The following is a 24,908-nucleotide window of genomic DNA, read 5'->3' as shown; positions in this document are numbered from 1 at the left end:
AGAGCCGTACCGGTCGGCGTCTCCGACGTCGACGCGGCCGACCCACCCCGGGTGCGCTTGGCGGCGGAGATCTATCCCACGCCCAGCAGATCGATGACGAAGACCAGGGTGCGGCCCGAAAGTCGGTGTCCCGCACCGGGAGGGCCGTAGGCCAGGTTCGGCGGCACGGTCAGACGCCGACGGCCGCCGACCTTCATTCCCGGGATTCCCTCTTGCCAGCCCGGGATCAGCCGCTCGAGCGGGAAGTGCGCGGACTGACCGCGATCCCACGACGAGTCGAATTCCTCGCCCGACTCGAAATCGACTCCGACGTAATGGACATCGACGACGTCGCCCCGCTGGGCCTGGGCACCGTCACCCTCGACGAGATCGACGACCTCGAGTTCAGCGGGGGCCGGGCCCTCCGGGAATTCGACTTCTGGCTTTTCGGCACTGGTCATCGGGACTCTCCTTTGAGTCGTCGGTTCTCTGGTGGCTCGGGCCCTTCGTGGACGAGAGGGCCCGTCGGGCGGGCGAGCGCCTCAGCGATCCCCGCGTGCGATGTAGTCGCGTTCGGTGTAACCGGTGTAGAGCTGGCGCGGACGCCCGATCTTGCCGGTCGGGTCGGAGTTCATCTCCCGCCAGTGCGCGATCCAGCCGGGCAGCCGGCCGAGTGCGAACAGCACGGTGAACATCCGGGTCGGGAAGCCCATCGCGCGGTAGATGACGCCGGTGTAGAAGTCGACGTTCGGGTAGAGCTTGCGCTCGATGAAGTAGTCGTCGTTGAGGGCGACCTCTTCGAGGCCCTTGGCGATGTCGAGCAGGTCGTCCTGCACGCCGAGGGAGGTGAGGATCTGATCGGCGGTCTTCTTCACGATTGCCGCGCGCGGGTCGTAGTTCTTGTAGACGCGGTGCCCGAAGCCCATCAGCTTCACGCCGGCTTCCTTGTTCTTGACCTTGGTCATGAACGCCTGGGTGTCGCCGCCGGAGTTCTTGATGTCCTCGAGCATCTCGAGTACGGCCTGGTTGGCGCCGCCGTGCAGCGGGCCCCACAGGGCGTTGATGCCGCCGGAGATCGAGGTGAACAGGTTGGCCTGCGACGACCCGACCAACCGGACCGTCGACGTCGAGCAGTTCTGCTCGTGGTCGGCGTGCAGGATGAACAGCATGTCGAGGGCCTTGGCGACCTCGGGATCGACCTCGTAGGGCTCGGCGGGGAACCCGAAGGTCATCCGCAGGAAGTTCTCCACCAGGCTCAGCGAGTTGTCCGGGTAGAGGAACGGCTGGCCCGCCGACTTCTTGTAGGCGTAGGCCGCGATCGTCGGCAGCTTGGCCAGCAACCGGATGGTCGACAGTTCGACCTGCTCGGGATCCTTGGGGTCCAACGAATCCTGGTAGTACGCCGACAACGCGTTGACGGCGCTGGAGAGCACCGGCATCGGGTGGGCGTTGCGCGGGAATCCGTCGAAGAACCGCTTGAGATCCTCGTGCAGCAGGGTGTGCCGCTGGATCTTGTTGGTGAACTCCTCGAGCTCGGCCGGGGTCGGCAGTTCGCCGTAGATCAGCAGGTAGCTGACCTCGATGAAGGTCGACTTCTCGGCCAGCTGGTCGATGGGGATGCCGCGGTAGCGCAGGATGCCCGCGTCGCCGTCGATGTAGGTGATCGACGACTTGGTGGATGCGGTGTTGACGAATCCACCGTCGAACGTGGTCAATCCGGTCTCGGACAGGAACTTGCCCAGTTCGACCGAATCGCTACCCTCGGTGGCCTTCAGGATCGGGAGCTCGAGTTGCCCACCGGGATAAGTGAATGTTGCCGAAGCCGCATCGGTTGTGCCGTCGGCCGGGACTGTTTCAGCGGACACTCGTGGACCCCTTTACTCAGGTGCGAGATTTTCCTCTTCGCCCATTACGGGCTCTTGAGAACCTAACCTAGTCTCCCCCGAGCTCGCTCGCCCACGGAGGGTCCGCCCCCGGACGCGAGACGGTGATCCCGGCCACCTTCACGGCGAACCGCGCGACCTCGCGCCACTGCTGGTCGTCGAGGCCGCGCACCGCGGCCGACGACAGTGCACCATCGCGATCGAGTTGGTGCAGGATTGCGCCCATGATGCTGTCACCAGCGCCGATGGTGTCGGCAACGGTGACCCGGGGCGCCGGGATACGACTCGTACCCGACGCGGTGACGACGTCGATACCGTCGGCGCCCGCGGTCACGAGCACCGCACACACCCCGGCGTCGAGCCAGTCGGCGGGACGCGAACCGTTCGGTCCGCGGCCGAGCCACTCGGCGTCCTCGTCGGAGAGCTTGACCACGTCGACCGCGTTCATCCACGACGCGAACCGGGCGCGGTAGGCGTCGGCGTCGGCGATGACGGCGGAACGGATGTTGGGGTCACAGACGACCAACCGCCCCTCCTCGTGACACCGGCGCATCGTCGCCTCGTACACGCTCGCACCGGGCTCGAGAACCAGTGACAGCGTGCCGAAGCCGACCGCAGCGACCGTCGGCGCGAACGGCCCGGGGTCGGCGACGAAGCGGTCGGCGGTGCCCTCCACATAGAACGAGTAGTGGGCGGCACCGTCGGCGCCGATGGTCGCCAGGGCCAGGGAGGTGGGCTCGGCACGCCGTTGGACCAGGGTCGTGCCGACGCCGCTGTGCCGCAATGCCGACATGACGGCCTCGCCGTAATCGTCGGTCGACACCGCCGAGCAGAACGAGACCGCACTTCCCAGCCGCCCCAAGGTGATCGCGACGTTGAACGGTCCCCCGCCCAGGGCCGGCTGCAACGGGGGCAATTGCCCGCCGCCGACACCCGGTGGGGCCGTGGCCACCACGTCGACGAGCGCCTCACCGCACACGACGATCTCCCTCATCGACCGATTCCGACCACTGCGTACGTCCGTCCCGTCCTCACGGCATCAGTCTGCCATCGCCCGGCGGCGCCGATGTCGGCTATGGGTGAAACGACGACGAGACCAAAACAGCAGCGGGCGGGTAGATTCGACGGACATGAACGAGTTGCCCGCGGGACGCGATGCGGTGTTGCTCGACTTCGGTGACGACCCGGTCGCGGTGCGCCGAGCACACCGGGCACTACGCGCGGCCACAGCCGCGGGTGATCTGCCCGGCGTCAGCGAGATCGTGCCCAGCGCATCGACTGTCCTCGTTCAGTTCGAGCTGGGAAGCGGCGCGGATTCGTTGGGAATCCACCGGGTGTTGCGGGGTGCGGTCGCCGACGACGACGCGACGCCGGAGACCGACGACGAGGTGACGATCACCGTGACGTACGACGGCGCCGATCTCGACGGCGTCGCCGCCACCCTGGGGTGCGGGGTCGGTGATGTGGTCGCCGCGCACACCGCGACGCGGTGGCGCGTCCAATTCATGGGATTCGCACCGGGTTTCGGCTACCTCGTCCCCGAGGATGCCGACAACCCGCTGCTCCGGATCGGCAGGCGAACGCAGCCGCGCACCCGGGTGCCGGCCGGCGCGGTGGCCGTCGCCGCCGGATACAGCGCGGTCTATCCACGCCCGAGCCCCGGGGGATGGCATCTGTTGGGCCGCAGCGGTATCCGCCTGTGGGACGAGACGTCGGATCCGCCGTCGCTGCTGTCACCGGGCACGCTGGTGCGATTCGTCGACGCCGCTCGTGGTGACACCGGAGAGCAACGGTGAGCGCGATCGAGGTGATCAGCCCCGGCCCGTTCGCGACGATCCAGGATCTGGGTCGGCCCGGGCTGGCCCATCTCGGTGTCCCCCGGTCGGGTGCCGCCGACCTCGTGTCGATGACTCTCGCCAATCGCCTTGTCGGAAACCGGGAATCAGCGGCCGTGATCGAAGCAACCTTGGGCGGGATACGAATTCGAGCGATGCGCGGCCTGGTGATCGCGGTGACCGGGGCGGGTGCGCAGGTGCGCGTCGACGATGTGCCGGTCGGCCTCGGCACAACCGTCACCGTGGCCGCGGGTTCGGAACTGGCCGTGTCGGCGCCGACCTGGGGTTGTCGCAATTACGTTGCGGTGCGGGGCGGAATCGACGTCGGCGAGGTTCTCGGTTCGCGGTCCACCGATACGTTGTCGGGGCTCGGGCCGCCACCGTTGTCGGCAAGTGATCTGCTCGAGGTCGGCGCCGAGACCGGGCCATGGCCCGCGGTGACGCATGCGCCGGTCGAGGCGACACCACCGACGGTGGTCGAGCTCGATGCGAGTGCAGGTCCGCGTTCCGGGCACCTGCACCGGGTCGGGGATCTGATGGTCGGCGAGTGGGAGGTGAGCGCCGACGCCGATCGGGTCGGGGTGCGGCTGGTGCGGCCTGACGGGTCGGATCATCCGTTGTTGCACCACCGTGCCGATGTCGGCGAACTCGCCTCGGAAGGCGTTGCCCACGGGGCGGTTCAGGTCCCACCCAATGGGCAGCCGGTGCTGTTTCTCGCCGATCATCCGGTGACCGGCGGCTATCCGGTCGTCGCGGTACTCACCGCTGGGGCGCTGGCGCGAGCGGCTCAGCTGGTCGCCGGCAACCGGGTGCGTTTCCGCTCCCGGTGAGTGCCGGCGACCAACCGGCACCGGTCACCACAGGTCGTAGCCGACGTTGACGGTCGGGTAGCCGGTGTCGATGTGTGCGTTGATCCAGTAGTTGCCGCTGGTGGTTCCGGTGGCGTTCAGATTGACTGCGCCCTTGGCGTTCTCGATGTTGTAGACCGCCTTGGGGCCGAACGCGCCGATCCGGTAGGTGACCATGACGCTCTCCGATGGGCTGTGCGGCGCGTTGGAGACGATCGTCTCGGTGGCGCCGGGAGCCAGCTGTGCCCGCGGGGACTGCACCCACTGCCCCGCTCCGGGAGTGGCGCCCTGCAGGAACTCGGTGCGGTTGGTGTGGTTGGTGATCGTCATGGCGACGGTCGGCTCACCGGGATGGGTGATCGGCACGGTTCCGGCGGTGGCCAGACCCGCTCCGCCGAGCACCAGTCCGGTGCCGACCCCGAGACCGGCGAGGCCGATGAGTGCGCGGTTACGGAAGCGGCGGGCTGTGGTGATCGTGTTCATGGGGGTCTCCCTTGCGTCCGTGGCCCGCCGGGTGTGTGGCCGGCGGTCCGTGGTGTTTCTGACACCCATGACTCTGCCGTCGACGAGCGGCTCACCTCTTCACCTGACCAGCCGATTCACCGGAGGAACCATGCCTCCCCCGATCGGGGGAGCCTTGACTCCGGCGTGAGACGCTTCTAGTCTTTCGTCTCATGACCCAGGTTGCGTCTCCACCCGACACCGCAGTGCTTGGCCCGGACTCGTTGACCTGGCAGATCTGGGGGACGTGGACCGGCATGTTCCAAGGCCTGTGGGCGGGGTCGATGCAGAACATGCATCCCAAGTTGGGACAGGCCGTCTGGGATCACTCGGACTTCTTCGGGGAGCGATGGCAGCGTTTGCTGCGGTCGTTGTATCCGATCAGCGGCGTCGTCTTCGATCCGGTGGCCACCGACGGTGCGGCCGCGACCGGCCACGAGGTGCGCGACTATCACCGCACCATCAAGGGGACGATGCCGGACGGATCGCGTTATCACGCACTCGATCCCGATGTCTTCTACTGGGCGCACGCCACCTTTTGGTATGGCAATGTTCGCCTCTGCGAGCGATTCGGACCCTGGCTCACCGAAGGCCAGAAACGCCAGTTGTTCGAGGAGTCCAAGGTCTGGTACGCGCAGTACGGCGTATCGATGCGACCGGTTCCCGAGACCTACGAGGACTTCCTCGAATACTGGGATCACATGTGCCGCAATGTACTCCGCGATCACGAGTCGGTGCGCACCGTCCTCGACATCGGCTCGCTGCCACCCCCGCCGTTTCTGTCGTTCATCCCGGAGGGGTTGTGGCGTCGTCACATCGCGCCACGGAATGCGCGCTTCTTCGTGTGGCTGACCACCGGCTTCTACGATGAACCCATCCGCGAGATGATGAACCTGCCGTGGAGCGAGGCCGACGAACGACGATTCCGCCTGCTGGGCAGGGTGATCAACCTCGTGATGCACCGACTGACGCCGAAACGCTATCTCCGGCATCCCCGTCCCCGTGATGCATGGGACCGCGTCCGCGGACGCGTACCGCACTCCGCACCCCTGGTGGAGACGCCCGCCCGCAACCTGCCGCCAGAAGCCGAGCGCGACAACCCAATCCACTACTGCCCTGTGCATGCCGCCCGCACCGCCGACTATCCAACGCACGTCCACGCCTCGCGATAGCCCCGAACCTGGCCGAGGCTTTACCCCCGATGGTCGAGGTGCCTTTTCTTGGTGGTCGAGGCATTCTTTCCAGGTGGTCGAGGTGCCTTTTCCTGGTGGTCGAGGTGCCCCCTTTTCTGGTGGTCGAGGTGCGACGAGCGCTAGCGAGGAGCCTCGAGACCCGTTGCACCGCAGCTGGTTCCACCCCACAGCGGAACCCCGTCACCGCGGGTAAGTGACAATCACCTGCCCCGTCCGCCGATTCCGCCACTCCACCCGCCGATCGGTGTACAACGTCGGCACCCACTCCGCGAGGTGTTTGCGTTGGTGATCAGCCCGACACAACGGGATCAGGTCACCGAGCACCGTCCACCCTCCGGCCTCGGGGTCGGTGTGGTTGAACGGCCGCCAATGATCAAGGTCGCACAGGTGTGACGGCATCCCGCAGAACGGAAACCGGCACCACGCATCATTGGCCAACACCTCAGCGCGCAACTTTGCGCTGGGTGCATACGTCAATGCCCCAGGAGGTGGCACGGTGTGACCACCGTGTCCGGTCGGATCCGCCGGCGGTGCCTGCGCGCGGTCGGAAATCTGCGGGATCAACGGACCAGCCGCACGCACGGATTCCGGGTAATGAATCGTCTTCGCGACCTCGGCCAAAGTCGTGGCGTAATCGCGGTCGATCGGCCCGTAACCCTGCAACCGCGGTACGAGAATCCCGTCCGGATCAGTGACCACCGTCAACACGGGCGCACTCGGCACCACCAGGGCTCGCCCGAACGCCACCGGCACCTCATCCGGCGTCGGCTCATCCATCGGATCGGGGATCTCGGGTTCGACGACCGGCTCCACCAACTCGACGTCGGGAGCGTCGGCATCGGCAGGCGCCGGCAACAGGTCGTCCCACGCTGCCGCGTCGTCGGCGTCAGCGGGTGTTTCGGCTGACCCATTGCTGTCTGTGCTGCCGCCTCGTTTCGGGCAGTCATCTTGTCCGCATTCGCAGTCGAGGTGCGCGCCGGGCACGCCGGTGATCTCCCCGAGGGCGATCACCCGCAGCGACCCCACGCGGCGGGGGTCCTTGCGGCAGGTGCGTTCATCGATGAGCGCGTTGATCTGGGTGGTGAGGAACACCCCATAATGCGCCGGGACAACCGCATCCAGAGCGGAGTGCCCCGCAACATCGGGGGTGATGGTCACGTTCCCCACCAGATCGGTGATCGTGTCGCGGTCCTCAATCACGCTGTCGGGGTTCATCGAGATCAGCGCGGCGTCGAGCTGCTGCGACAACAACGGGTCAGTCGTGGCGCGGGACCCGTAGTCCAGGACGATCTTCTCGAACGACATCCCGGACTCGTCACCGTCGGTGCTGTCGCTGTCGGTGTCGGGGTCGGCGTCGATATCCCCGCCACGCTGGGCGGCGCGCACCATGATCGAAGCCCGATTCGTCGAGAGCTCCCCATTCAAATAGGCGGCACGGATGAGCGGGAACTTCTCCAACAGCTCCGCCAACGCCACCCAACTCCCGGCTTTGCTGCGAGAGACCTTGAACTGCAACGACACCTCGGCGCGTGCGAGTTTGTCGGCGTGCTCGATCACCGAACCCCACACACCGGTCTCGGGCCGCCCGGCCAGATGCTCGCGATACACCCGCTCCGCCAATGCGGCGGCTGCCAGGACCGTCCGGGCCTCGTACTTGCGGGACTCGCGCAACAACTCAGGGCCGGTCTCGATGAGCTCGTCGCGCGACATCGACGTGATCGCGGCAGCGTCGGCATCCGGATCGGTGAACGTCAACGTGGTCAACACCAGGTACCTCCCCTCCCGCGATCGGACGTGATGAGAACAAGTGTACGAAGGGGTACCGACAAAACCGGTCCGGCGATCGCGCGGCTCGAGAAATCTGTGGACAACTATTCTCCACTCATCGACCGGGCGTCGAATTACGTCGACCGGGCGCTCTGTTGCGTCGAGTGGGTAGTGGATGTGGTTGCGATGCTTGTCATCTCACCAGGGTCTCGAGGCTCGCCGCACGCGGCTCGCACCTCGACCACCGGGGGATCCTTTCCGGTGGTCGAGGTGCCGAGGAGCGCCAGCGACGAGGCCTCGAGACCCCGCTCGCCGATGAGTATCCGCACCACCCGTCGAACCGAACCAGCACCGGCACAAGCGGTCTCGAGGCTCGCCGCACGCGGCTCGCACCTCGACCATCGGGCGGGGACCAGCGGAGGGAAGGAAGCCTACGGCCATCGAGCAGAGGATGCCTACCCGGGACGCTACTGCTGGCCGAGGCCTCGCTGCATCGCGCGCTGCACGCGGGCGGCCTCACGCTTTGCGTACGGATTGGCTTGTCCGGCACGCGAACCCGCGAGTTTGGCACCGATGTGCTCGCCGACGGTGATCGGCGAGTAGCGGCTGCCGGCGCCCACACAGGACGGCAGTGTGGAGATGGTGGCGTCGATGTTGCCGTCATGGAAGTAGGCGGCAGACCTGCGCCGTTCGATGGTGCCGTCGACGATGGGCGGCTTGACGCGGTGCAGTGTCGACATCCAGCGTTCGTTGGTCCAGCGCGCCATCAGGTCACCGAGGTTGATGAGGAGCGCACCGTCGGTCGGGGCGACGTCATGCCACACCCCGTGGTGGTCGAGCACCTGCAGGCCGCGCACCTGGTCTGCCCAGAGCACCGTGACGATGCCGTAGTCGGTGTGCTCGCCCATGCCGGTCAGTTCACCGTCGAGTTCGATCTCGCCGGGCGGCAGCGCATAGTTGTTCATCCGCAGCACGTCGAGGGAATGGTCGGTGTAGCCGTCGAAGAAGTCCGGCGGGAGGTCGAGTGCGTCGGCGAAGATGCGCGTCAGCACGTGTGCGACGCGTCGGGCCTCGACGAAATACGTCGACACCGCAGCCTGGAAATGACTGACCGCGGGCCAGGTGTTGTCGGCGTAGTGATCGGCGGGCAGCTCGAGTCCGGGATACTGCTTCGCCTCGACGCCCACGTTGAATGCCTCGAAGAAATCATTCATCCGCCCCGCCGATTCCACGCCGAGACTCAGCGACAGCGACTCGGATTTCGGAGGTGCATAACCACGGTTGATCTGCGGCGGCGTCCGGTAGGCCTTCTTCTCGTCGAGCGGCAACGCGAAGAAGTCGTCCATGACGGCGGTGAACTCCTCGATCACCGCGGAGGGGATCTGGTGGCCGACGATCTGCATGAATCCGACCGAACTCGCCGCGTCATCGATCTGCGCCGCGACCACCGCGCGGTCGGCGGCGCTACCTCCGTCGGTGTAGGCGGAGATGTCGATGATCGGAACGCGAAAGGAGTCCACGGACTCGTCGACGGTCGCAGTCATGGCCACCATGGTGACACCGATCGAGAGGATTCGCTGATCAGCGCGGCTGCCGCGGTCAGGCGTGTTGGCCGACGCGGTAGCGAACGAAAGCCGGAATGAACAGTGCGGCAACGATGGTCAGCACCACCACGGCCGCTCCGCCGAAGGCCGTGGTCGCCGCGACGCCGACGACCGCTGCCGCCGAACCGTGCGCGACGTCGGCGATGCGCGGACCACCGGCAACCACGACGATGAACACCCCCTGCAGTCGCCCGCGCACCTCGTCGTTGGCCGCGGCCAGCAGGATCGACTGGCGGAAGGCCGCCGAGGCCATGTCGGCGGCGCCGCCGATCATCAACAGCACCAGGACGACCGGCAGCCACGGCATCGCCGACCCGCCGGCGAACCCCACCGCCACACCCGAGAGCGCGATCGCCACACCCCAGATGAGGATGCACATGATCACCGCGAATCCCTGCCGCTGAACACGACTGACCCACCCGGAGAACACCCCGCCGACGACGGCGCCCGCCGAGATCGCGACGAACAGCAGCGCAAAGGCGAGGCCGCCACCGGACGGACCACCGAAGTTCTCGTGCGCCATCTGCGGGAACAGCGCCCGAGGCATGCCGAAGATCATCGCGATCAGATCGACGAGGAAGGACGCCATCAGCACCTTGTGCCGGGCGAGATAGGTCAGGCCGTCGATCACGGACCGCAATCCCGCGACCTTCGGCGCGTGCTCGCTCTCCGGACGCAGCGCAGGCAGCAGGATCACCGCCCACAGCGTGGCGAACAAGAAGATCGTGTCGATCAGGTACAGCACCGAATACCCCAGCACCGGGATCAACGCGCCGCCGACGAGCGGTCCGGCGATCGCGCCGGCCTGCATCACCGTCATGTTCAGCGACAGCGCCGCCGGCAGTTCGGACGCGGGCAGCAACCGCGGGAGCACCGCTGTCCGTGTCGGCTGATTGACCGCGAAGAAGGCCTGCTGAACGGTGAAGAGCGACAGGATGATCCAGACGTTGTTCCAGCCCATCGCCGACTGCACCCAGAACAGCGCACTGGTGCCGATGAGTCCGACAGTGGTGACGACCAGGATGAGCCGGCGATCCATGACGTCGGCAAGCGCCCCGCCCCAGAGGCCGAATACGACCAAAGGGACCAAACCGAATATTCCGGTGAGTCCGACATAGGCTGAGCTACCGGTGATCTCGTAGATCTGCGCAGGCACCGCCACCACGGTGAGCTGCGCGCCGATGACCGTGACGATGTTGGCCCACCACAGTCTCCGGAAATATCGATTGGACAGCGGCCGGGTGTCGGCCAGGAGACGACGCACCGAAACAGCTTAGGGGATCGAAGAATTGCCCCCGGCCGCTCCCCCGCCTACTCCGCCGTCGGTGGCCAGGCTGTCGAGCATCGCCAGACCCTCGCGTGCCCAGGCGATCTCCGCCTCGCTCCGGGCGACCATCCCGGCATAGGTGTGCGCCTTGAAGGCCACGATCCGCTCGTGATCGGAGTCGGGAAAACGCGAGAGCCTGCGCATGATCATCGGATCGGTGCGCGCGACGATTCCCGCGTGCACCGCGAGCAGCAACTGCCGCTGCTCGGTGTGATGGGCGATGTGATCTTCGAAGAATCGCCGCGCGCCCGCGGCATCGGTCCATTCGAGATAGGCGGCCTGTAGGTGGTGGGTGTCGCGCGGCGGCGAGTACGGCAGCGCTCTGCCCGCCCAGTCGATCAGTTCCTCGAGTCCGGCGTCGGTGATCGTGTACTGGGTCTTGGTACTGCGCGGCCCCCAGCGGACGGCGCTGCTCTCCACGAGTCCGTCACCTTGCATCCGCTTGAGCTCGGGATAGATCTGCGAGTCCGGCGCCGACCACACGTGCCCGACCGAACCGCTGAACCGCTTCGCGGCGTCGTATCCGGTCGCCGGCCCGGCGCTGAGCAGGGCCAGCAGTGCGTGTCGCAGGCTCACGGCTGCAGCCGCAGGACTTCCCAGACCCCGTCGACCATCGTCAGACGTATCCGGTTGTGCAGCCGGTTCGCGCGGCCCTGCCAGAATTCGACGCACGCCGGCTCCAGGCGATACCCACCCCACTGCGGGGGCACCGGGACCGGGGTGTCTCCGTCGATGCCGCCACACCGCGCAGCGACTTCGGCCGCCTTCGCCTCCAACTCCGCCCGGCTGCCGATGGGACGGGACTGCTCGGAGGCGAGCGCCGAGAGCTGCGAACCCCGCGGCCGCTTGTACCAATAGTCTTGCGTCTCTTCGGGACTCACTCGGACCACCGCGCCCCGGAAGTGCACCTGACGCTCCAGTGCGATCCACGGGAAGGTCACCGACGCAACGGGATTGGCGGCCAAGTCATGGCCCTTGTCGGAGTCGTAGCCGGTGAAGAACACGATTCCGGCGGCGTCGGCGCCCTTGCACAGCACGGTCCGCGTGGCCGGCAACCCATGGGCGTCGACGGTGCCGAGGACCATCGCATTCGGCTCGGGTATCCGCGCGTCGAGGGCCTCGTGCAACCACACCTCGAACAGATCGAGCCACGGTGGGTCGCCGCGCAACCAACTCGGATCGAGGTTGTCGCGCACCCCGTCGGCCCCGGCCGCGCGATCTCCGTCGCCAACGTTGGGCGGGATGCCGCCGCCGTACCCGACACGCATGTTGGGCAGGTCGATCCCGGGGCGTCGGGGCCCGCCGTCGATGGATTCGCTCACTGTCCAGACGCTACTCCGGGCGAGTGCCGTGACCAGCGTGGCGGGGCGGTTACTCCCCGGTATGACGGCCTCTGCGGACTGTCCTACAGTGCACACAGAGGATGCCCCCAGCCCGGCATCCCCGGCACAGCGCCGTGCGGAACAGAAGGTGGTCGCAGACATGACGAACAAGATCCCCGACGACTTCGTCCCCGGCCTCGAGGGCGTCGTCGCCTTCACCACCGAGATCGCCGAACCGGACAAGAACGGCGGCAACCTGCGCTACCGCGGTGTCGACATCGAGGATCTCGTCGAGAACAAGGTCACCTTCGCCGACGTGTGGGCACTGCTCGTCGACGGCCGGTTCGGCGACGGTCTGCCACCCGCGGAACCCTTCCCGCTGCCCATCCACACCGGCGACGTCCGCGTCGACGTGCAGGCCGCGCTGGCGATGCTCGCCCCCATCTGGGGCTACCGGCCGCTGCTCGACATCGACGACGCCACCGCCCGCGCGAACCTGGCGCGCGCGTCGGTGATGGCACTGTCCTACGTCGCGCAGTCGGCCCGCGGCATTCACCAACCTGCCGTGCCGCAGCGCATCATCGACGAATGTGACACCGTCACAGCACGATTCATGACCCGGTGGAAGGGCGATCCGGACCCGAAGCACATCGCCGCGATCGACGCCTACTGGGTCGGAGCGGCCGAACACGGACTCAACGCGTCGACGTTCACCGCCCGGGTGATCGCCAGTACCGGAGCCGATGTGGCAGCGGCGCTGTCCGGGGCGATCGGCGCGATGTCGGGGCCGCTGCACGGTGGCGCACCGGCACGGGTGCTGCCGATGATCGAGGAGGTCGAGCGCACCGGGGACGCGCGGGCGCTGGTCAAGGGCATCCTCGACCGCAAGGAAAAGCTGATGGGGTTCGGTCACCGGGTCTATCGCGCCGAGGACCCGCGAGCCCGCGTCCTGCGCCGCACCGCCCAACAGCTCGGGGTGCCCCGCTACGAGGTGGCCGCGGCGTTGGAGCAGGCCGCACTCACCGAACTGCGCGAACGCCGCCCGGACCGCGCGATCGAGACCAACGTCGAGTTCTGGGCGGCGGTCATCCTCGACTACGCCGAGGTACCCACGCACATGATGCCCGCCATGTTCACCTGCGGCCGGACCGCGGGCTGGTGCGCACACATCCTCGAACAGAAGCAGCTCGGCAAACTCGTCCGCCCGGCCGCGCTCTACACCGGCGCCGCACCGCGGCGGCCCGAGGACGTCGAAGGGTGGGGTGACGTGGTCAAACCCGGCCTCTAGTCGACCAATCCGCGACGCCGGCCCGGCGGCTCGGTGACGAAGACTGCCAATTGTCACCAGGGTGTCGGGGGGCGGCGGGCTCTAGAACGAGATGAAGGACCTTTTCGCAGGTCACATCTGGATCGGAGCCCGTCATGAATCTGAAATTCCGCCTTCTCACGGTGGGGGTCGTCGCGACGGCGTTGACCGCACTGGCGGGGTGTTCCACCGCCGAGAACTCCTCGCAAGCTCGTGTTCGGCGAGAAGGGTTTTCAGATACAACGGGTTGCCGCCGGTGTGTTCGTGCAGCCGACCCACCAGTTCGTCGGAGATACTCGGCCACCGACGACGTGCCATCTCGGCCACCTGCCCGCGCGTCAGACCGGTCAGCGTGATCGTCACCGCTGCGCCGGGACCCTCGATCCACCGCTTCCAGTCGGGGTGTTGCCCAGGCGCCGGCGGCCGCGTGCCGACCGCCACCAGCAGCCGATCCCCGGCGGTGCGTCGCAACAGCCAGAGCAGCGCATCGACCGACTCCGGGTCAGCCCACTGCAGGTCGTCGGCGACCAGCAGTACCGGTCCGGCGGCGGCCAACGCATCGAGGCGGTCACGCAGTCCTTGGGCAGCCACCCGGGGCGTGGATTGCCCACCGTCGAACATTCGACCCGGTTCGACTCCCCATTGGGTCAGCAGCGCATACGGTGCGCGATCGTTCTGCACGCCGTCGGCCGTCAGGACCCGAAAATTTCGTGCTTGCGCGATCAGGTCCGCCAGGAGGCTGGTCTTGCCGAGTCCGGGTTCGCCCTCGACCACCAGAACCGTCGGCACACCCGCCCTCGGCGCGATCGAGCACCGAGGTGAACAGGCCCGGATCGACGCCGTTCCATTCCAGCACAGTGAGCTCCTGGCCTCGATCGCGTGGTGCGCCCGGCGCGCATACCGGACATCGCGAACATACTCCCCGTATCAACTCTCCGTCGCACCTCACCACGTGAGGCAGACTGGGGACGGGACCCGCGACGGCCGCGGGCCACCTCCAGCGAAAGGACCCATCGACGTGTCGAAGAACGCGAAGATCGCTCTCATCATCGTCGGCCTCGGGCTGATCGTGGCGCTACTGGTGTTCTTGCGGCGGGAGAAGACCCTCGTGGACGCGGCCACCGCGAAGATCGAGGAGACGATCGACGAGCTCGATCCCGCGGCCAAGGCCGCCGTGGTGGCGCGTCTGGGCATCGAGGTCAAGGACAAGGCGATCGAGGCCAAGGACATCGCCGTCGGCACCGCCAAGGGCCTCGCGGGCTGACTTCGCCGAGCTGACGCTGCTCAGCCGATGTCGCGGTGTCGGAACGAGATCCATCCGACCAGCACGAGTCCGCCGGCGACGCACAGCATCACCACCACCGGCAGCCATCGCATCGGCTCCACCGGGACGAGCGGGACGTGGGTGAACGGCGACAGGTCGTCGACCCACTGCGGCAGGTTGAACATCCCCGACAGCGGACCGAGAAGCAGGGCGACGACCACCACCGGCCACCCCAGGTGCACCAGCACGGGCGCCACCGCATAGAGCGCCACCACCAGTGCGCCGATGACGAACATCGCCGGAAGCTGGACCGCGGCGATCTGCGCCTGATGCGCGGCGGGCGTTGCCCAACCACCGCCGGCGATGCCGTTGCCGACGACGATGCACACCGCGGTGACGACCATCGCCGCCACCAGCCCGCCACCGGCGACGAGCGCGTAGGCCAGGAAGTACCGACCTCGCGCCGTCGGGGTCGCGAGCACGGCTTCGGCGCGGCCCGAGGCCTCCTCGGTGCGCATCCGTTCGGCGAGGGTGACCGCCCACGCGCCGGCCGCGACGGCGAGGATCGAGGTCATCGTCACCGCGAACACGGTGCTCAGACCGATGCCGCCCAGACGTGCCGAGAGTACGTCGGTGACCAGCTGATTCCCTTGTGCCAGTTGGTCGACCGACGGTCCCATGAAGCCGATGACGAGTGCGTAGACACCGAGTCCGCCGAGCCATGACCGGAGCAGCGGCGTCGAGGTCTGCGCGACCATCGCCTCCACATTCGGCAGCCGGTCGGTGCCCGCGGGGCCGGGTCGCGGGGCGATGAGGCCGCCGCCGAGATCGCGATGGCCGGCCACCCAGCCCGCAGCGGCACCACAACAAGCCAGCACCGCGAGGTCCGCGAGCAGCGGCCACGCGTTGTTGGCGCCGAACGGGTCCATCACCTGCGCCCAGCCGACCGGGCTGATCCACCGCAACCACCCCACGTCGCCGGTGGCGTCCGGGATTCCGCGCAACAGATAGCCAACGAGGACGACCGAGGCGCCGACGAGATTGCCGATGTGCCCGGTCGCCGCCACCTGCGCGGTCAGCAGTCCGACGCCGACCGCGGCGAGCGCGGTGCCGGCGTACTGGGCGAAGACGATGCCGACCGACGCGGCATCCGCGCCGAACCCGAAGAGCATCAATGACATCGGCGCCGCCACCGCGATCCCGAACAGCGACGCGACGCTGGCCGCCGCCGCGGTCGGCGCGAGCGGCCCGACCACCCCGGACCGGATCAGTTCCGCACGACCGAGCTCCTCCTCCCGGCGGGTCTGGCGCACCACCATCAACACCGTGCACACGCCGAGCGCGGCGATCATGAAAAGACCTGCGCGCCAGACGGTTGCCGAGGCGATGGACTGGATGTGCACGGTGTCGCCGAGCAGGAAACGGAAGGCGGCGTTGGCCCCCGGACCGGCCGCCAGCAAGCGTCGCTTCTCCGGCGTTCCATAGGCCGAGGCGATCGAGGCCGCGGTCGCCAGATTCACCAGCACGAAGATGACCACCGTGGCCGGTGCCAGAATCCGTTCGCGCCGCAGCGCCAGCCCGAACAGCAGCCGGTAGCCGGTGATCACCGGGCCTCCAGACGTTCACCGTAGGCATGCAGGAACAACTCCTCCAGGCTTGGTGGGGTCACCGCGAGCGTGCGCACATCCCGGTCGGCCAGCTCCCTTGTCACCGCGACCAATCCGGTGTCATCGACGGTGAAGGTGACCTCGCCCTCGGCCCGCTGCTCGAAGTCGTGGACACCGGTCACCGAGGCCAGGTCGGCGGAGTCGCCGGCGACGGTCGCGGTCACCCGGGAGCGTCGTAGGTGCCGCAAGTCGCGCAGCGAGCCGGACTGGACGGTGCGGCCGTCACGGATGATCGTCACGGTGTCGCAGAGCTGTTCGACCTCGGCGAGGATGTGACTCGACATCAGCACCGCCGATCCCTGTGTCGCACACTCCCGTACGCATTCGGTGAACTGATGGGTCATCAGCGGATCGAGTCCCGACGTGGGCTCGTCGAGGATGAGCAACTCCGTGTCGGCGGCCAGCGCGGCGATCAGGGCCACCTTCTGCCGGTTGCCCTTGGAATAGGTGGAGGCCTTCTTTGTCGGGTCGAGGTCGAAACGATCGATGAGTTCGGCTCGGCGGGATGCGGATTCGGCCCGGATGCCCCGCAGCGACAACAGCAGATCGATACATTGACCGCCGGTCAGCTGCGGCCAGAGGTTCACATCCCCGGGTACGTAGGCCAGCCGCGAATGGATCGCGACGGCGTCGGCATGAGGGTCGGCACCGAAGACACGCACCGTGCCGCCGTCATATCGATAGAGTCCGAGCAGCACCCGGATGGTGGTCGACTTACCGGCGCCATTGGGTCCGAGGAAACCCGCGACCTCACCGGGGCGCACCCGCAGGTCCAATCCGTCGAGGACACGGAACGAGCCGAAATGCTTTGTCAGCCCGGCAACCTCGATCACCGGGTCGGGCAAGCCGACCCGGCCCTCATGTGCATCGGTCATCGTCGTCCTCCTGGTTTGTCGTCCTGATAGCGCAGCACCACATCGAGCAGTGAGTCGTCGGCCATGACGCCGTGGACCGCGAGTTCGGTCGCCGGGATCACCACCCGGTCGGTGTGCGAACGCAGGATCGCACCGGCATCCGACCAGTCCTCCGGCGGGTTCATCACGAGGTCGACCAGCAGCGCACCGAGGGACTGGGCGAGGAGGTAACGCGCTCGGGCCGGCTCGTCCCGGGAGGGTCTGATCGTCCCGTCGGCGACACCGGCCCGAAGGGTGACCTCGGCATCGGCAGCGAGCTGTTCGAGCAGTTCGCGCGCCATGTCTCCCCCGGCCTGCAGACTCCGAATGAGATAGACCATGCGCGGCCCTTGGTCTTCGAGCGTGTCCATCTGGGCCAGGATCGACGCGAAAGCCGGTGCGCCGGGCGATCTCTCGAGACTCTCCCGGTTCGCCTCACGAGTCTGGCGCAGCACGTGGGCATCACATTCACGCCGTAACGCGTCCTTGCTCCCGAAGTGGTGGATCACCAGACCCGGACTGACTCCTGCGGCCTCGGCGATCGCGCGGACCGAGGCCCCGAAGCCGGAGCGGGCGAAAATCTCGATCGCGGTGTCGCGCAGGCGGGCACGGGTGTTCCGGTCGTCACCGGCGACCGAATCCGAACCCCGCTCGGCTATACGCATGTTCAATAGGCTAAACATGCGTTCAGCCTCGGTCAAGGGTGCGCATCTGCCTCGTCGTCGCAGGACGACGGGCCGCGGCGCAGTGGCGAGGGCCACAGCCCTAGAATTGCGCCCATGAGCGACGCCGCCACCCCGATCACCCTTCCCGCCGACCTGCTGCCCGCCGACGGGCGTTTCGGTTGTGGACCGTCCAAGGTGCGGCCGGAGCAGCTGCAATCCCTCGTCGACATCGGCGCCTCGGTGATCGGCACCAGCCATCGTCAGGCCCCGGTGAAGAACGTGGTGGGCTCGGTGCGCGAAGGACTGTCGCAACTGTTCGCCCTCCCCGACGGCTACGAGATCGTGCTGTCCAACGGCGGCACCACCGCCTTCTGGGATGCCGCGTCGTTCGGCCTGATCAAGCGCCGCTCCCTGCACCTGACCTACGGTGAGTTCTCGTCGAAGTTCGCCACCGTCGCCAAGAAGGCGCCGTTCCTCGATTCCCCCGCGGTGATCTCGACCGATCCCGGTACCGCCCCCGACCCGGCCGCGCTGACGGCCGACGACTTCGGTGGCGTCGATCTGATCGGCTGGGCCCACAACGAGACCTCCACGGGTGTCGCGGTGCCGGTCTCCCGCCCCGACGGCGCCGACGACGCGCTGATCGCCATCGACGCGACCTCCGGCGCCGGCGGACTGCCCGTCGACATCGCCGCGACCGACGTCTATTACTTCGCCCCGCAGAAGTGCTTCGCCGCCGACGGCGGCATCTGGCTGGCCGCGATGAGCCCGGCGGCCCTCGCCCGGATCGAACAGATCGCCGGCACCGACCGCTGGTGCCCGGAGTTCCTGTCGCTGCCGACCGCGGTCGACAACAGTCGCAAGAACCAGACCTACAACACTCCGGCGCTGTCGACATTGCTGTTGCTGGACAACCAGATCCAGTGGATGCTCGGCAACGGCGGCCTGGACTGGTGCGTCTCACGTACCGCCGATTCGAGTTCGCGCCTGTACTCCTGGGCCGAGAAGTCGGAATTCGCAACGCCGTTCGTCACCGACCCAACCCTGCGTAGCCAGGTCGTCGGCACCATCGACTTCGACGACGAGATCGATGCGGCCGCCGTCGCCAAGACCCTGCGCGCCAACGGCGTCGTCGACACCGAGCCGTACCGCAAGTTGGGCCGAAACCAGTTGCGAATCGGGATGTTTCCGGCAATCGACCCTGACGATGTCAGCAAGCTCACCGCGAGCATCGACTACATCGTCGAGCGCCTGTAGCCCGCGGGCGCATACTCGATGAGGTGACCACCAGCCAGCCCAGTCATCTCGATCGCCGGCGTGCCGAATCCTTCGGTCAGGTCGCCGACGCCTACGACCGCTACCGTCCGCCGTTCCCGCCCGAGGTCATCGAGCGACTCCTACCTGTCCCGGGCATGTCGGTGCTCGACGTCGGCGCAGGCACGGGCATGGTCTCGGCGCCGATGGCCGCGGCCGGCGCGAGCGTGCTCGCCGTCGAACCCGACCCACTGATGGCCGAGAAGGCCCGCGCGAAGGGCATCGTCGTCGAGGAGGGGACCTTCGAGGAATGGGATGCGCGTGGACGCACCTTTGATCTGGTGGTCTTCGCCCGCTCGTTCCACTGGGTCGACCCACAGGTCGCACTCGCCCGCATCCCTTCGCTGCTCAACCCCGACGGCCGCCTGGCCCTGCTGTGGAACCGCGCGGCGGCCATCGAGCCCTCGGAAGCACGGATCCGCGAGATCTACCGGGAGGTGTGCGGCGCGGACGCGGTGCCGACCACCCGGGAGGCATCACGCGCCGAGGACCGCGCGCACGAACTGCTGACGAGCGCCGGACTGACGCCGACCATCGATCGATTCGCCGTCGAGACCCACCTGAGCACCGAGGATTACGTGAACCTGGCGTTCACGTACTCGCGCCAGCTCACCCTCGATGCGGACACCGCGGCGCGATTGCGCTCCCGTCTCTCCGAGTTCCTCGGGAACGACGGGGTACGCGTGCGCAACAGCACCGTGGCACTCGTGTGCCGAGCACCGGTGACGGCCTGACCGAGCGGGCCCACACGCTACCCTGGAGCACATACGTCCCATCCGACGCATGGGTCACGTCCGCCACTGTCGGGCTGAACTGCGCGTTTCCGCCGTACCGCCGGGCGACTCCGGCCCGCGTGTCCGGCCCGATCCGCGACGTTCGGTGGTCTAACCTGGCCACAATGCCCGCACTCGTGGTCAACCGGAGGAGGAGCAGATGCGTGAACTTCGAGTGGTCGGCGTCGACGCCGGCGGCTCCCGAGTCATCTGCCAAGACGTCGAGTCGGGTGAGAAGTTCACCATTGCCGCCGATGAACGCCTCCGTGCCGCCGCCCGCGGCGATCTGTCCCGCCTCGGACAGATCGAGATCGAGATGACCAGCTCACTGCGACCACGCGAGATCCAGTCCCGCATCCGGGCCGGCGCCACCGTCGCCGAGGTCGCCGCCATCGCCGGGGTCAGCACCGACAAGATCGAACGATTCGCCCACCCGGTACTGCTCGAACGCAGCCGGGCCGCCGAACTCGCCGCGCTGGCTCATCCCCTGCGTCACGACGGACCCTCGGAACTCACCCTCGGCGACGTCGTCACCGAGGGGCTCGTCGCGTTCGGCCAGAATCCGTCGGAGGCGGCCTGGGACGCCTGGAAGGGCGAGGACGGCTACTGGGCGGTGCAGATCGCCTGGCAGGTCGGCCACACCGAGCATCGCGCGCACTGGCGGTATCACCCCGGTGCGCACGGCGGAACCGCCGACCCGCTCGACGACCTCGCCGAGGAGCTGACCCATCCGGAACTGATCGAGCCGCGCCGACGCCTGACGCCTGTCGCGACCCCGGTCATCACTCCGGTTCCCGCGCCCGTCGTCGACGTCGACGATGCGGGCCGCGAGCAGGTCACCCTCGACGCCGACTCGATCATCGGTGCCCAACGCAGCCGACACGATCCCGCGCATGCCCCCTTCGACGAGCACGGCACCTACGCACTCGATTTCGACTCCGCAGACCCGCACGGCACCGAACCGCACGGGCGCCACCGCGACGACGTCGAGGTCGGCACCGAACCCTCGGAGACCTCCGACGACGTCGCGACGGCCGAGGACGCCGACAGCCACGCTGACACCGACAGCGCCGACGATTCGGCGCACACCACCGACGACGCACCGCCCGCGCCGACCCCGGTCACCGCACAGCGTCGGCGCAAGTCACGCAAACCACCGGTACCTGCCTGGGAGGACGTCCTGCTGGGTGTCCGTAGCAATCCGAACAGCTGAGGGGGACGATGTCGGCGCGCGCAGTCACACTCTGGTTCATCGATACCGATGATCCTGCGCGAGTGATCCGTGACGGAGTCACCAACGACGTGACCGCTGCCGGACGCCTGGCGTCGGCCATCTACGGCGACAGCGTCCTACTGCCGATGGTCGACACCGACCTCGCGTCGGCGATGAGTGCGACGGATTCGCACGTCTACGCCGGTTTCTACGGGCCGCTGAGCGTGTTGTCGTGCTCGCTGTTCGCCACCGAGCGGCCCAGCACACTCACGCGGACGATCGCGTCGATCCAGCGCAGTGCCGCAGCCACGGTGCTCTACACCGATCCGGCCACCGGCACCGGCGCCTTCGCCCGATGGGAGAACGGGGAGCTACGGCGCTCGTTCTCGGCGACACCGGTGGACTACTTCGAGGACGAGGGCGTGCCCTTCGGATTCGAAGGACCGTTCTGGGGCGGCGAACATCCGCTGCGCTACGCCGACGGGGTGGCCCCCGACCCGCTGGCCCTGCCTTTTCACCCGCAGCAACTCGCCGAGGAATCCAACCGGGCCTGGCTCGGTTTCCGCTTCACCCATCCCCTCGCGCCGACCGACTCCGACCCGGCCCGAATCCCGGTGACCGCGTTCGCCATTCATCCGGCGGACTACCAACCGACGAGCGAGGACATCGAGCGCTACCACGCCGCGTCACGTGCGCGGGCGACACCACCGCCGACGCCCGACGAACAGGGCGGCGGTGAACCGAAACGCGGCCGCGGCCGGTTGGCCCGGTACTTCGGCTTCGGCGGCTCCTGACACCTCGGTCACCGCAACGTTTTTCGCTGTCGCTACGACATGGCGAGTCGTTACGACATGGCGAACAGGGCGATTCCCGAACCGACCCCGGCGAGCAGTCCGGTGAGCGCACCCCACACGATCCACCGCCACACCGGGCGAAACCTGAAGTCCCACAGCGTCCACGCAGTCGCCGGGGCCAGCACGAAGATCGCGACGAGACCGACGCCGTGCGCGAGCGACTCCGCCAGACTGTAGACCCCGACGGTCACCAGCGAGCAGAAGGCCACAGCCACCGCACTGACGAGCAGCCCGAGTGTCCACGGCGTCGGCTCGTGGCGGCGCCACGGCTCGAGGTCGGCGCCGTCGGCCGACCCAGCGATCACCCGCTGCGCCTCCGGGATGTACATCGTCCACGCGGGGGTGCGGTCGGTGGTGCGCTCACCCGAATCGCTCATTGCCCCATCGTGCCCGACCGGACGCGCTCGTAGAAGGCGATCGCCGCCGCGGTGGCGACATTGAGTGAGTCGGTGCCCCGACTCATCGGGATCCGTGCCTGCACATGGGTGGCACGCATGGTGGCCCTGGCCAGTCCGGGGCCCTCGGCGCCGACGAGGAAGGCGACGCGCTCGGCGTCCACCGACTCGGCCAGGACCGCGGCCTGCGGGTCCGGGGTCAGCGACACCGTGGTGAAACCATGCCGGTGCACGTCGTCGAGTCCCGCGGGCCACTCGTCGAATTGCGCGGACGGCACCAACAGGGCGTGCCCCATCGACACCCGCACACTGCGCCGATAGAGCGGATCGGCACAGCCCGACCCGAACAGGACGGCGTCGACCCCGAGCCCCGCGGCATTACGGAAGATCGACCCGATGTTCTCGTGGTCGTTGACGCCCTCGAGGATCGCCACCGTCCGCGCGCCGGCGAGCACCTCATCGACGTGGCGGACCGGTGGTCGGCGGGCCACCCCCAGGACCCCGCGATTGAGATGGAACCCGACGATCTCGGCCATCACCTCGGCAGTGGCCCGATAGAACGGGACGGCCGGGTCGGTGTTCTCCGGCCCGACCACCCGCACGTCGTCGGCGAGTTCGTCGAGTCGCCGCGAAACCCCGAGGAAGGCGTGCGGGGTGAAGCGGGAGGCGATCATCCGTTGGGCGACGAGGACTCCCTCGGCGATGACCAGACCCAGGCCACGCCGGCCACCGGGCAGGGCGGGTAGATCCGGACGCCGGTCGACCGAATTGAGATCGCGGAAGTCGTCGACCCGCTCGTCGGCGGGATCGTCGATGTCGATCACCCGCACCGGCAGTCTCCCGGCCGGCACGGGACCCGAGTGGACCGGACTCGAGTGGACAGGGCTGGGAGGCACGGGAGGGGAAGGCGCGTCGGACACAACCAGTCAGTCTGCCAAAGCGGCGACCGGGGACACTCGCCGATCCGAACCCGACGGGCCCGGTGACGAGTCCGGTATGACAACGTGGAGTCGTGAACAGTGCCGATGCCACGATCGACCATCTGAGCCTGAACCGCGCCACCGACGACGACTGGGACGACATCATCGCCGCCGACGCCCGGGCGTTCGCGATGCGCAACCCGATCCCCGACGACGAGCGAGATGATCTGCGCGCCAAGGTCTCCGATTCCGACGTCATCGTCGTCCGGGATACCGATGTGTCGTCGGTGCCGTTGGTCGGGGTGTCGATGTTCTACCGGATGTCGATGACCTTGCCCGGCGGAGCCGTCGCCGATGCAGCCGGACTGTCATGGGTGTCGGTGGCCGCGACTCATCGTCGCCGCGGCATCCTGCGGCGGATGCTCACCGAGTTGACCCGCCAATGGATCGACGAAGGGCAGACCTTTGCGATCCTCACCGCATCGGAGGGCACCATCTACGAGCGCTTCGGCTTCGGGCCGGCGTGCTTCGCGCATTCGATCCGCATCGGGTCATCGGCTCGGATGCGGGCCGAGCACCCGTCCCACGCGACGGTGCGCTTCGCCCACCCCGACGAGGTGGCGGCCGCCGTCGCCGACATCCATCACCGGTGGACCGCGACCCGACCGGGTGCCCTCGCCCGCACCGAGCAGTGGTGGGCGCCGATCCTGGCCGACCGCGACTCCGAACGCCCGCCGGCCGCGAGCGGGTTGCACTACCTGCTGCACGACGACGGGTACGCGAGCTACCGGGTGTTCAAGGGCGTCGCCGACGGCGAGGTACACGCCGAGATCGAGGAGGTCGTGGCGGTCACCGAGGACGCCCACACCGATCTGTGGCGGGTGTTGATCTCCCTCGACCTCATCCCGACCCTGCACGCGTCCATCCCGGTCGACGACCCCCTTCCGCGCAAGCTGCTGAACCTGCGCTCGGTCGAGGTGACCGGCCTGGTCGACAAGATGTGGTTACGCATCCTCGACGTGCCCGCCGCGCTCGGCGCGCGCCGATACGACGCCGATCTCGACGTGGTCCTCGAGGTGGGCGATCGCTTCGCCGGGCGCGGCGGAACCTTTGCCCTCACCGTCCGCAACGGTGCCGCCGTCGTGGTGCACAGCGAGGCCCAACCGACCGTGCGACTGGACACCTCGGTGCTCTCCAGCCTCTACCTCGGCGGGATCTCCGCGCACGAGTTCGCCGCGGCGGGACGACTGTGGACCGATTCGCCGGCCACGCTCGACGCGCTGGACCGGGCGTTCGCGACGACCCGGGCTCCGTTCGCCGGCACCTTCTTCTGACCCGACCTCCCGCGCCGACCCGACCCTCCTCTCGGCCCGACGGGTCGGAGG

At 68.0% G+C, this 24,908-nt stretch carries 25 protein-coding genes; 10 read left to right on the top strand and 15 right to left on the bottom strand.

What is annotated here, in order from left to right; translation table 11 throughout:
- Positions 1-71 precede the first annotated feature (71 nt).
- The 3 genes from GOPIP_RS03850 to GOPIP_RS03840 all read right to left on the bottom strand — a co-directional run bounded on the left by GOPIP_RS03850 (position 72) and on the right by GOPIP_RS03840 (position 2,856).
- A complete protein-coding gene (locus tag GOPIP_RS03850) occupies positions 72-440 on the bottom strand; it encodes an FKBP-type peptidyl-prolyl cis-trans isomerase (protein WP_006368237.1) in 369 nt (122 codons plus the stop codon).
- A gap of 81 nt (positions 441-521) precedes the next feature.
- Positions 522-1,844 carry a citrate synthase gene (locus GOPIP_RS03845; protein ID WP_006368236.1) on the bottom strand — a complete coding sequence of 441 codons (1,323 nt, stop codon included), beginning with the start codon at positions 1,842-1,844 and terminating at the stop codon, positions 522-524.
- A 67-nt stretch (positions 1,845-1,911) separates the two neighbouring features.
- Positions 1,912-2,856 (bottom strand): carbohydrate kinase family protein, encoded by a 945-nt coding sequence (locus GOPIP_RS03840; protein WP_020170251.1) that lies wholly within the window; start codon positions 2,854-2,856, stop codon positions 1,912-1,914.
- Positions 2,857-2,992: 136 nt separating this feature from the next.
- On the opposite strand from GOPIP_RS03840, the gene GOPIP_RS03835 reads away from it, so the two are divergent.
- Entirely contained in the window at positions 2,993-3,658 is a 666-nt protein-coding gene (locus GOPIP_RS03835; protein WP_006368234.1) for a 5-oxoprolinase subunit B family protein, read from the top strand.
- A complete protein-coding gene (locus GOPIP_RS03830) occupies positions 3,655-4,527 on the top strand; it encodes a 5-oxoprolinase subunit C family protein (protein WP_006368233.1) in 873 nt (290 codons plus the stop codon). Before GOPIP_RS03835 ends, GOPIP_RS03830 begins: the two co-directional genes overlap by 4 nt.
- Before the next feature lie 24 nt (positions 4,528-4,551).
- Here the strand turns inward: GOPIP_RS03830 and GOPIP_RS03825 are convergent, their stop codons facing one another.
- A complete protein-coding gene (locus GOPIP_RS03825) occupies positions 4,552-5,028 on the bottom strand; it encodes a hypothetical protein (protein ID WP_006368232.1) in 477 nt (158 codons plus the stop codon).
- 191 nt (positions 5,029-5,219) lie between these two features.
- Between GOPIP_RS03825 and GOPIP_RS03820 the strand changes: the two genes are divergently transcribed.
- Complete coding sequence (locus tag GOPIP_RS03820; RefSeq protein ID WP_006368231.1) at positions 5,220-6,218, top strand: oxygenase MpaB family protein; 999 nt, start codon at positions 5,220-5,222, stop codon at positions 6,216-6,218.
- Positions 6,219-6,419: 201 nt separating this feature from the next.
- Here GOPIP_RS03820 and GOPIP_RS03815 read toward each other — a convergent pair whose 3' ends face one another.
- The 5 genes from GOPIP_RS03815 to pdxH form a co-directional block, all read right to left on the bottom strand.
- Positions 6,420-8,006, bottom strand: coding sequence for an HNH endonuclease signature motif containing protein (locus tag GOPIP_RS03815; RefSeq protein ID WP_006368230.1), 1,587 nt, complete (start codon positions 8,004-8,006; stop codon positions 6,420-6,422).
- 467 nt (positions 8,007-8,473) lie between these two features.
- Positions 8,474-9,559 (bottom strand): isopenicillin N synthase family dioxygenase, encoded by a 1,086-nt coding sequence (locus GOPIP_RS03805; protein WP_006368229.1) that lies wholly within the window; start codon positions 9,557-9,559, stop codon positions 8,474-8,476.
- Positions 9,560-9,605: 46 nt separating this feature from the next.
- Positions 9,606-10,874 (bottom strand): MFS transporter, encoded by a 1,269-nt coding sequence (locus GOPIP_RS03800; protein WP_006368228.1) that lies wholly within the window; start codon positions 10,872-10,874, stop codon positions 9,606-9,608.
- 9 nt (positions 10,875-10,883) lie between these two features.
- Positions 10,884-11,513 carry a PadR family transcriptional regulator gene (locus GOPIP_RS03795; protein ID WP_035727101.1) on the bottom strand — a complete coding sequence of 210 codons (630 nt, stop codon included), beginning with the start codon at positions 11,511-11,513 and terminating at the stop codon, positions 10,884-10,886.
- Positions 11,510-12,205, bottom strand: a complete 696-nt coding sequence (gene pdxH / locus GOPIP_RS03790; protein ID WP_050955234.1) for a pyridoxamine 5'-phosphate oxidase — start codon at positions 12,203-12,205, stop codon at positions 11,510-11,512. The genes GOPIP_RS03795 and pdxH overlap by 4 nt, the downstream gene beginning before the upstream one ends.
- A 214-nt stretch (positions 12,206-12,419) precedes the next feature.
- Here pdxH and GOPIP_RS03785 point away from each other — a divergent pair, with 214 nt between their 5' ends.
- Positions 12,420-13,547 carry a citrate synthase 2 gene (locus GOPIP_RS03785; protein WP_006368225.1) on the top strand — a complete coding sequence of 376 codons (1,128 nt, stop codon included), beginning with the start codon at positions 12,420-12,422 and terminating at the stop codon, positions 13,545-13,547.
- Positions 13,548-13,703: 156 nt separating this feature from the next.
- Here the strand turns inward: GOPIP_RS03785 and GOPIP_RS03780 are convergent, their stop codons facing one another.
- Entirely contained in the window at positions 13,704-14,354 is a 651-nt protein-coding gene (locus GOPIP_RS03780) for an AAA family ATPase (protein WP_006368224.1), read from the bottom strand.
- Positions 14,355-14,583: 229 nt separating this feature from the next.
- Here GOPIP_RS03780 and GOPIP_RS03775 point away from each other — a divergent pair, with 229 nt between their 5' ends.
- Positions 14,584-14,829 (top strand): hypothetical protein, encoded by a 246-nt coding sequence (locus tag GOPIP_RS03775; protein WP_006368223.1) that lies wholly within the window; start codon positions 14,584-14,586, stop codon positions 14,827-14,829.
- 20 nt (positions 14,830-14,849) lie between these two features.
- Here GOPIP_RS03775 and GOPIP_RS03770 read toward each other — a convergent pair whose 3' ends face one another.
- The 3 genes from GOPIP_RS03770 to GOPIP_RS03760 are packed head-to-tail and all read right to left on the bottom strand — an operon-like array spanning position 14,850 to position 18,054.
- Entirely contained in the window at positions 14,850-16,436 is a 1,587-nt protein-coding gene (locus GOPIP_RS03770; protein ID WP_006368222.1) for an ABC transporter permease, read from the bottom strand.
- Positions 16,433-17,371: an ABC transporter ATP-binding protein gene (locus GOPIP_RS03765; protein ID WP_006368221.1), complete on the bottom strand. Its 939-nt coding sequence runs from the start codon at positions 17,369-17,371 to the stop codon at positions 16,433-16,435. The genes GOPIP_RS03770 and GOPIP_RS03765 overlap by 4 nt, the downstream gene beginning before the upstream one ends.
- Positions 17,368-18,054, bottom strand: coding sequence for a TetR/AcrR family transcriptional regulator (locus GOPIP_RS03760; RefSeq protein ID WP_006368220.1), 687 nt, complete (start codon positions 18,052-18,054; stop codon positions 17,368-17,370). The genes GOPIP_RS03765 and GOPIP_RS03760 overlap by 4 nt, the downstream gene beginning before the upstream one ends.
- 114 nt (positions 18,055-18,168) lie before the next feature.
- On the opposite strand from GOPIP_RS03760, the gene serC reads away from it, so the two are divergent.
- The 4 genes from serC to GOPIP_RS03740 all read left to right on the top strand — a co-directional run bounded on the left by serC (position 18,169) and on the right by GOPIP_RS03740 (position 22,148).
- A complete protein-coding gene (serC, locus tag GOPIP_RS03755; protein WP_006368219.1) occupies positions 18,169-19,311 on the top strand; it encodes a phosphoserine transaminase in 1,143 nt (380 codons plus the stop codon).
- A gap of 23 nt (positions 19,312-19,334) precedes the next feature.
- Positions 19,335-20,102, top strand: coding sequence for a class I SAM-dependent methyltransferase (locus GOPIP_RS03750; RefSeq protein WP_006368218.1), 768 nt, complete (start codon positions 19,335-19,337; stop codon positions 20,100-20,102).
- 199 nt (positions 20,103-20,301) lie between these two features.
- Entirely contained in the window at positions 20,302-21,354 is a 1,053-nt protein-coding gene (sepH, locus tag GOPIP_RS03745) for a septation protein SepH (protein WP_006368216.1), read from the top strand.
- An 8-nt stretch (positions 21,355-21,362) separates the two neighbouring features.
- The gene (locus GOPIP_RS03740; RefSeq protein ID WP_006368214.1) at positions 21,363-22,148 is read left to right on the top strand and encodes a DUF6928 family protein; all 786 of its coding nucleotides are present in this window, start codon (positions 21,363-21,365) and stop codon (positions 22,146-22,148) included.
- Between the two features lie 50 nt (positions 22,149-22,198).
- On the opposite strand, the gene GOPIP_RS03735 is transcribed toward GOPIP_RS03740, so the two are convergent.
- The gene (locus GOPIP_RS03735) at positions 22,199-22,585 is read right to left on the bottom strand and encodes a DUF2537 domain-containing protein (RefSeq protein WP_006368212.1); all 387 of its coding nucleotides are present in this window, start codon (positions 22,583-22,585) and stop codon (positions 22,199-22,201) included.
- Positions 22,582-23,433, bottom strand: a complete 852-nt coding sequence (locus GOPIP_RS03730) for a TrmH family RNA methyltransferase (RefSeq protein ID WP_006368211.1) — start codon at positions 23,431-23,433, stop codon at positions 22,582-22,584. Before GOPIP_RS03730 ends, GOPIP_RS03735 begins: the two co-directional genes overlap by 4 nt.
- A gap of 182 nt (positions 23,434-23,615) precedes the next feature.
- Here GOPIP_RS03730 and GOPIP_RS03725 point away from each other — a divergent pair, with 182 nt between their 5' ends.
- Positions 23,616-24,857 (top strand): GNAT family N-acetyltransferase, encoded by a 1,242-nt coding sequence (locus tag GOPIP_RS03725; RefSeq protein ID WP_006368210.1) that lies wholly within the window; start codon positions 23,616-23,618, stop codon positions 24,855-24,857.
- Positions 24,858-24,908 lie beyond the last annotated feature (51 nt).

Origin of the sequence: Gordonia polyisoprenivorans NBRC 16320 = JCM 10675, from assembly GCF_000241325.1 — a bacterium.
GTDB classification, from domain to species: Bacteria; Actinomycetota; Actinomycetes; order Mycobacteriales; family Mycobacteriaceae; genus Gordonia; species Gordonia polyisoprenivorans.
This window is presented reverse-complemented; position numbering and strand designations above follow the sequence as displayed.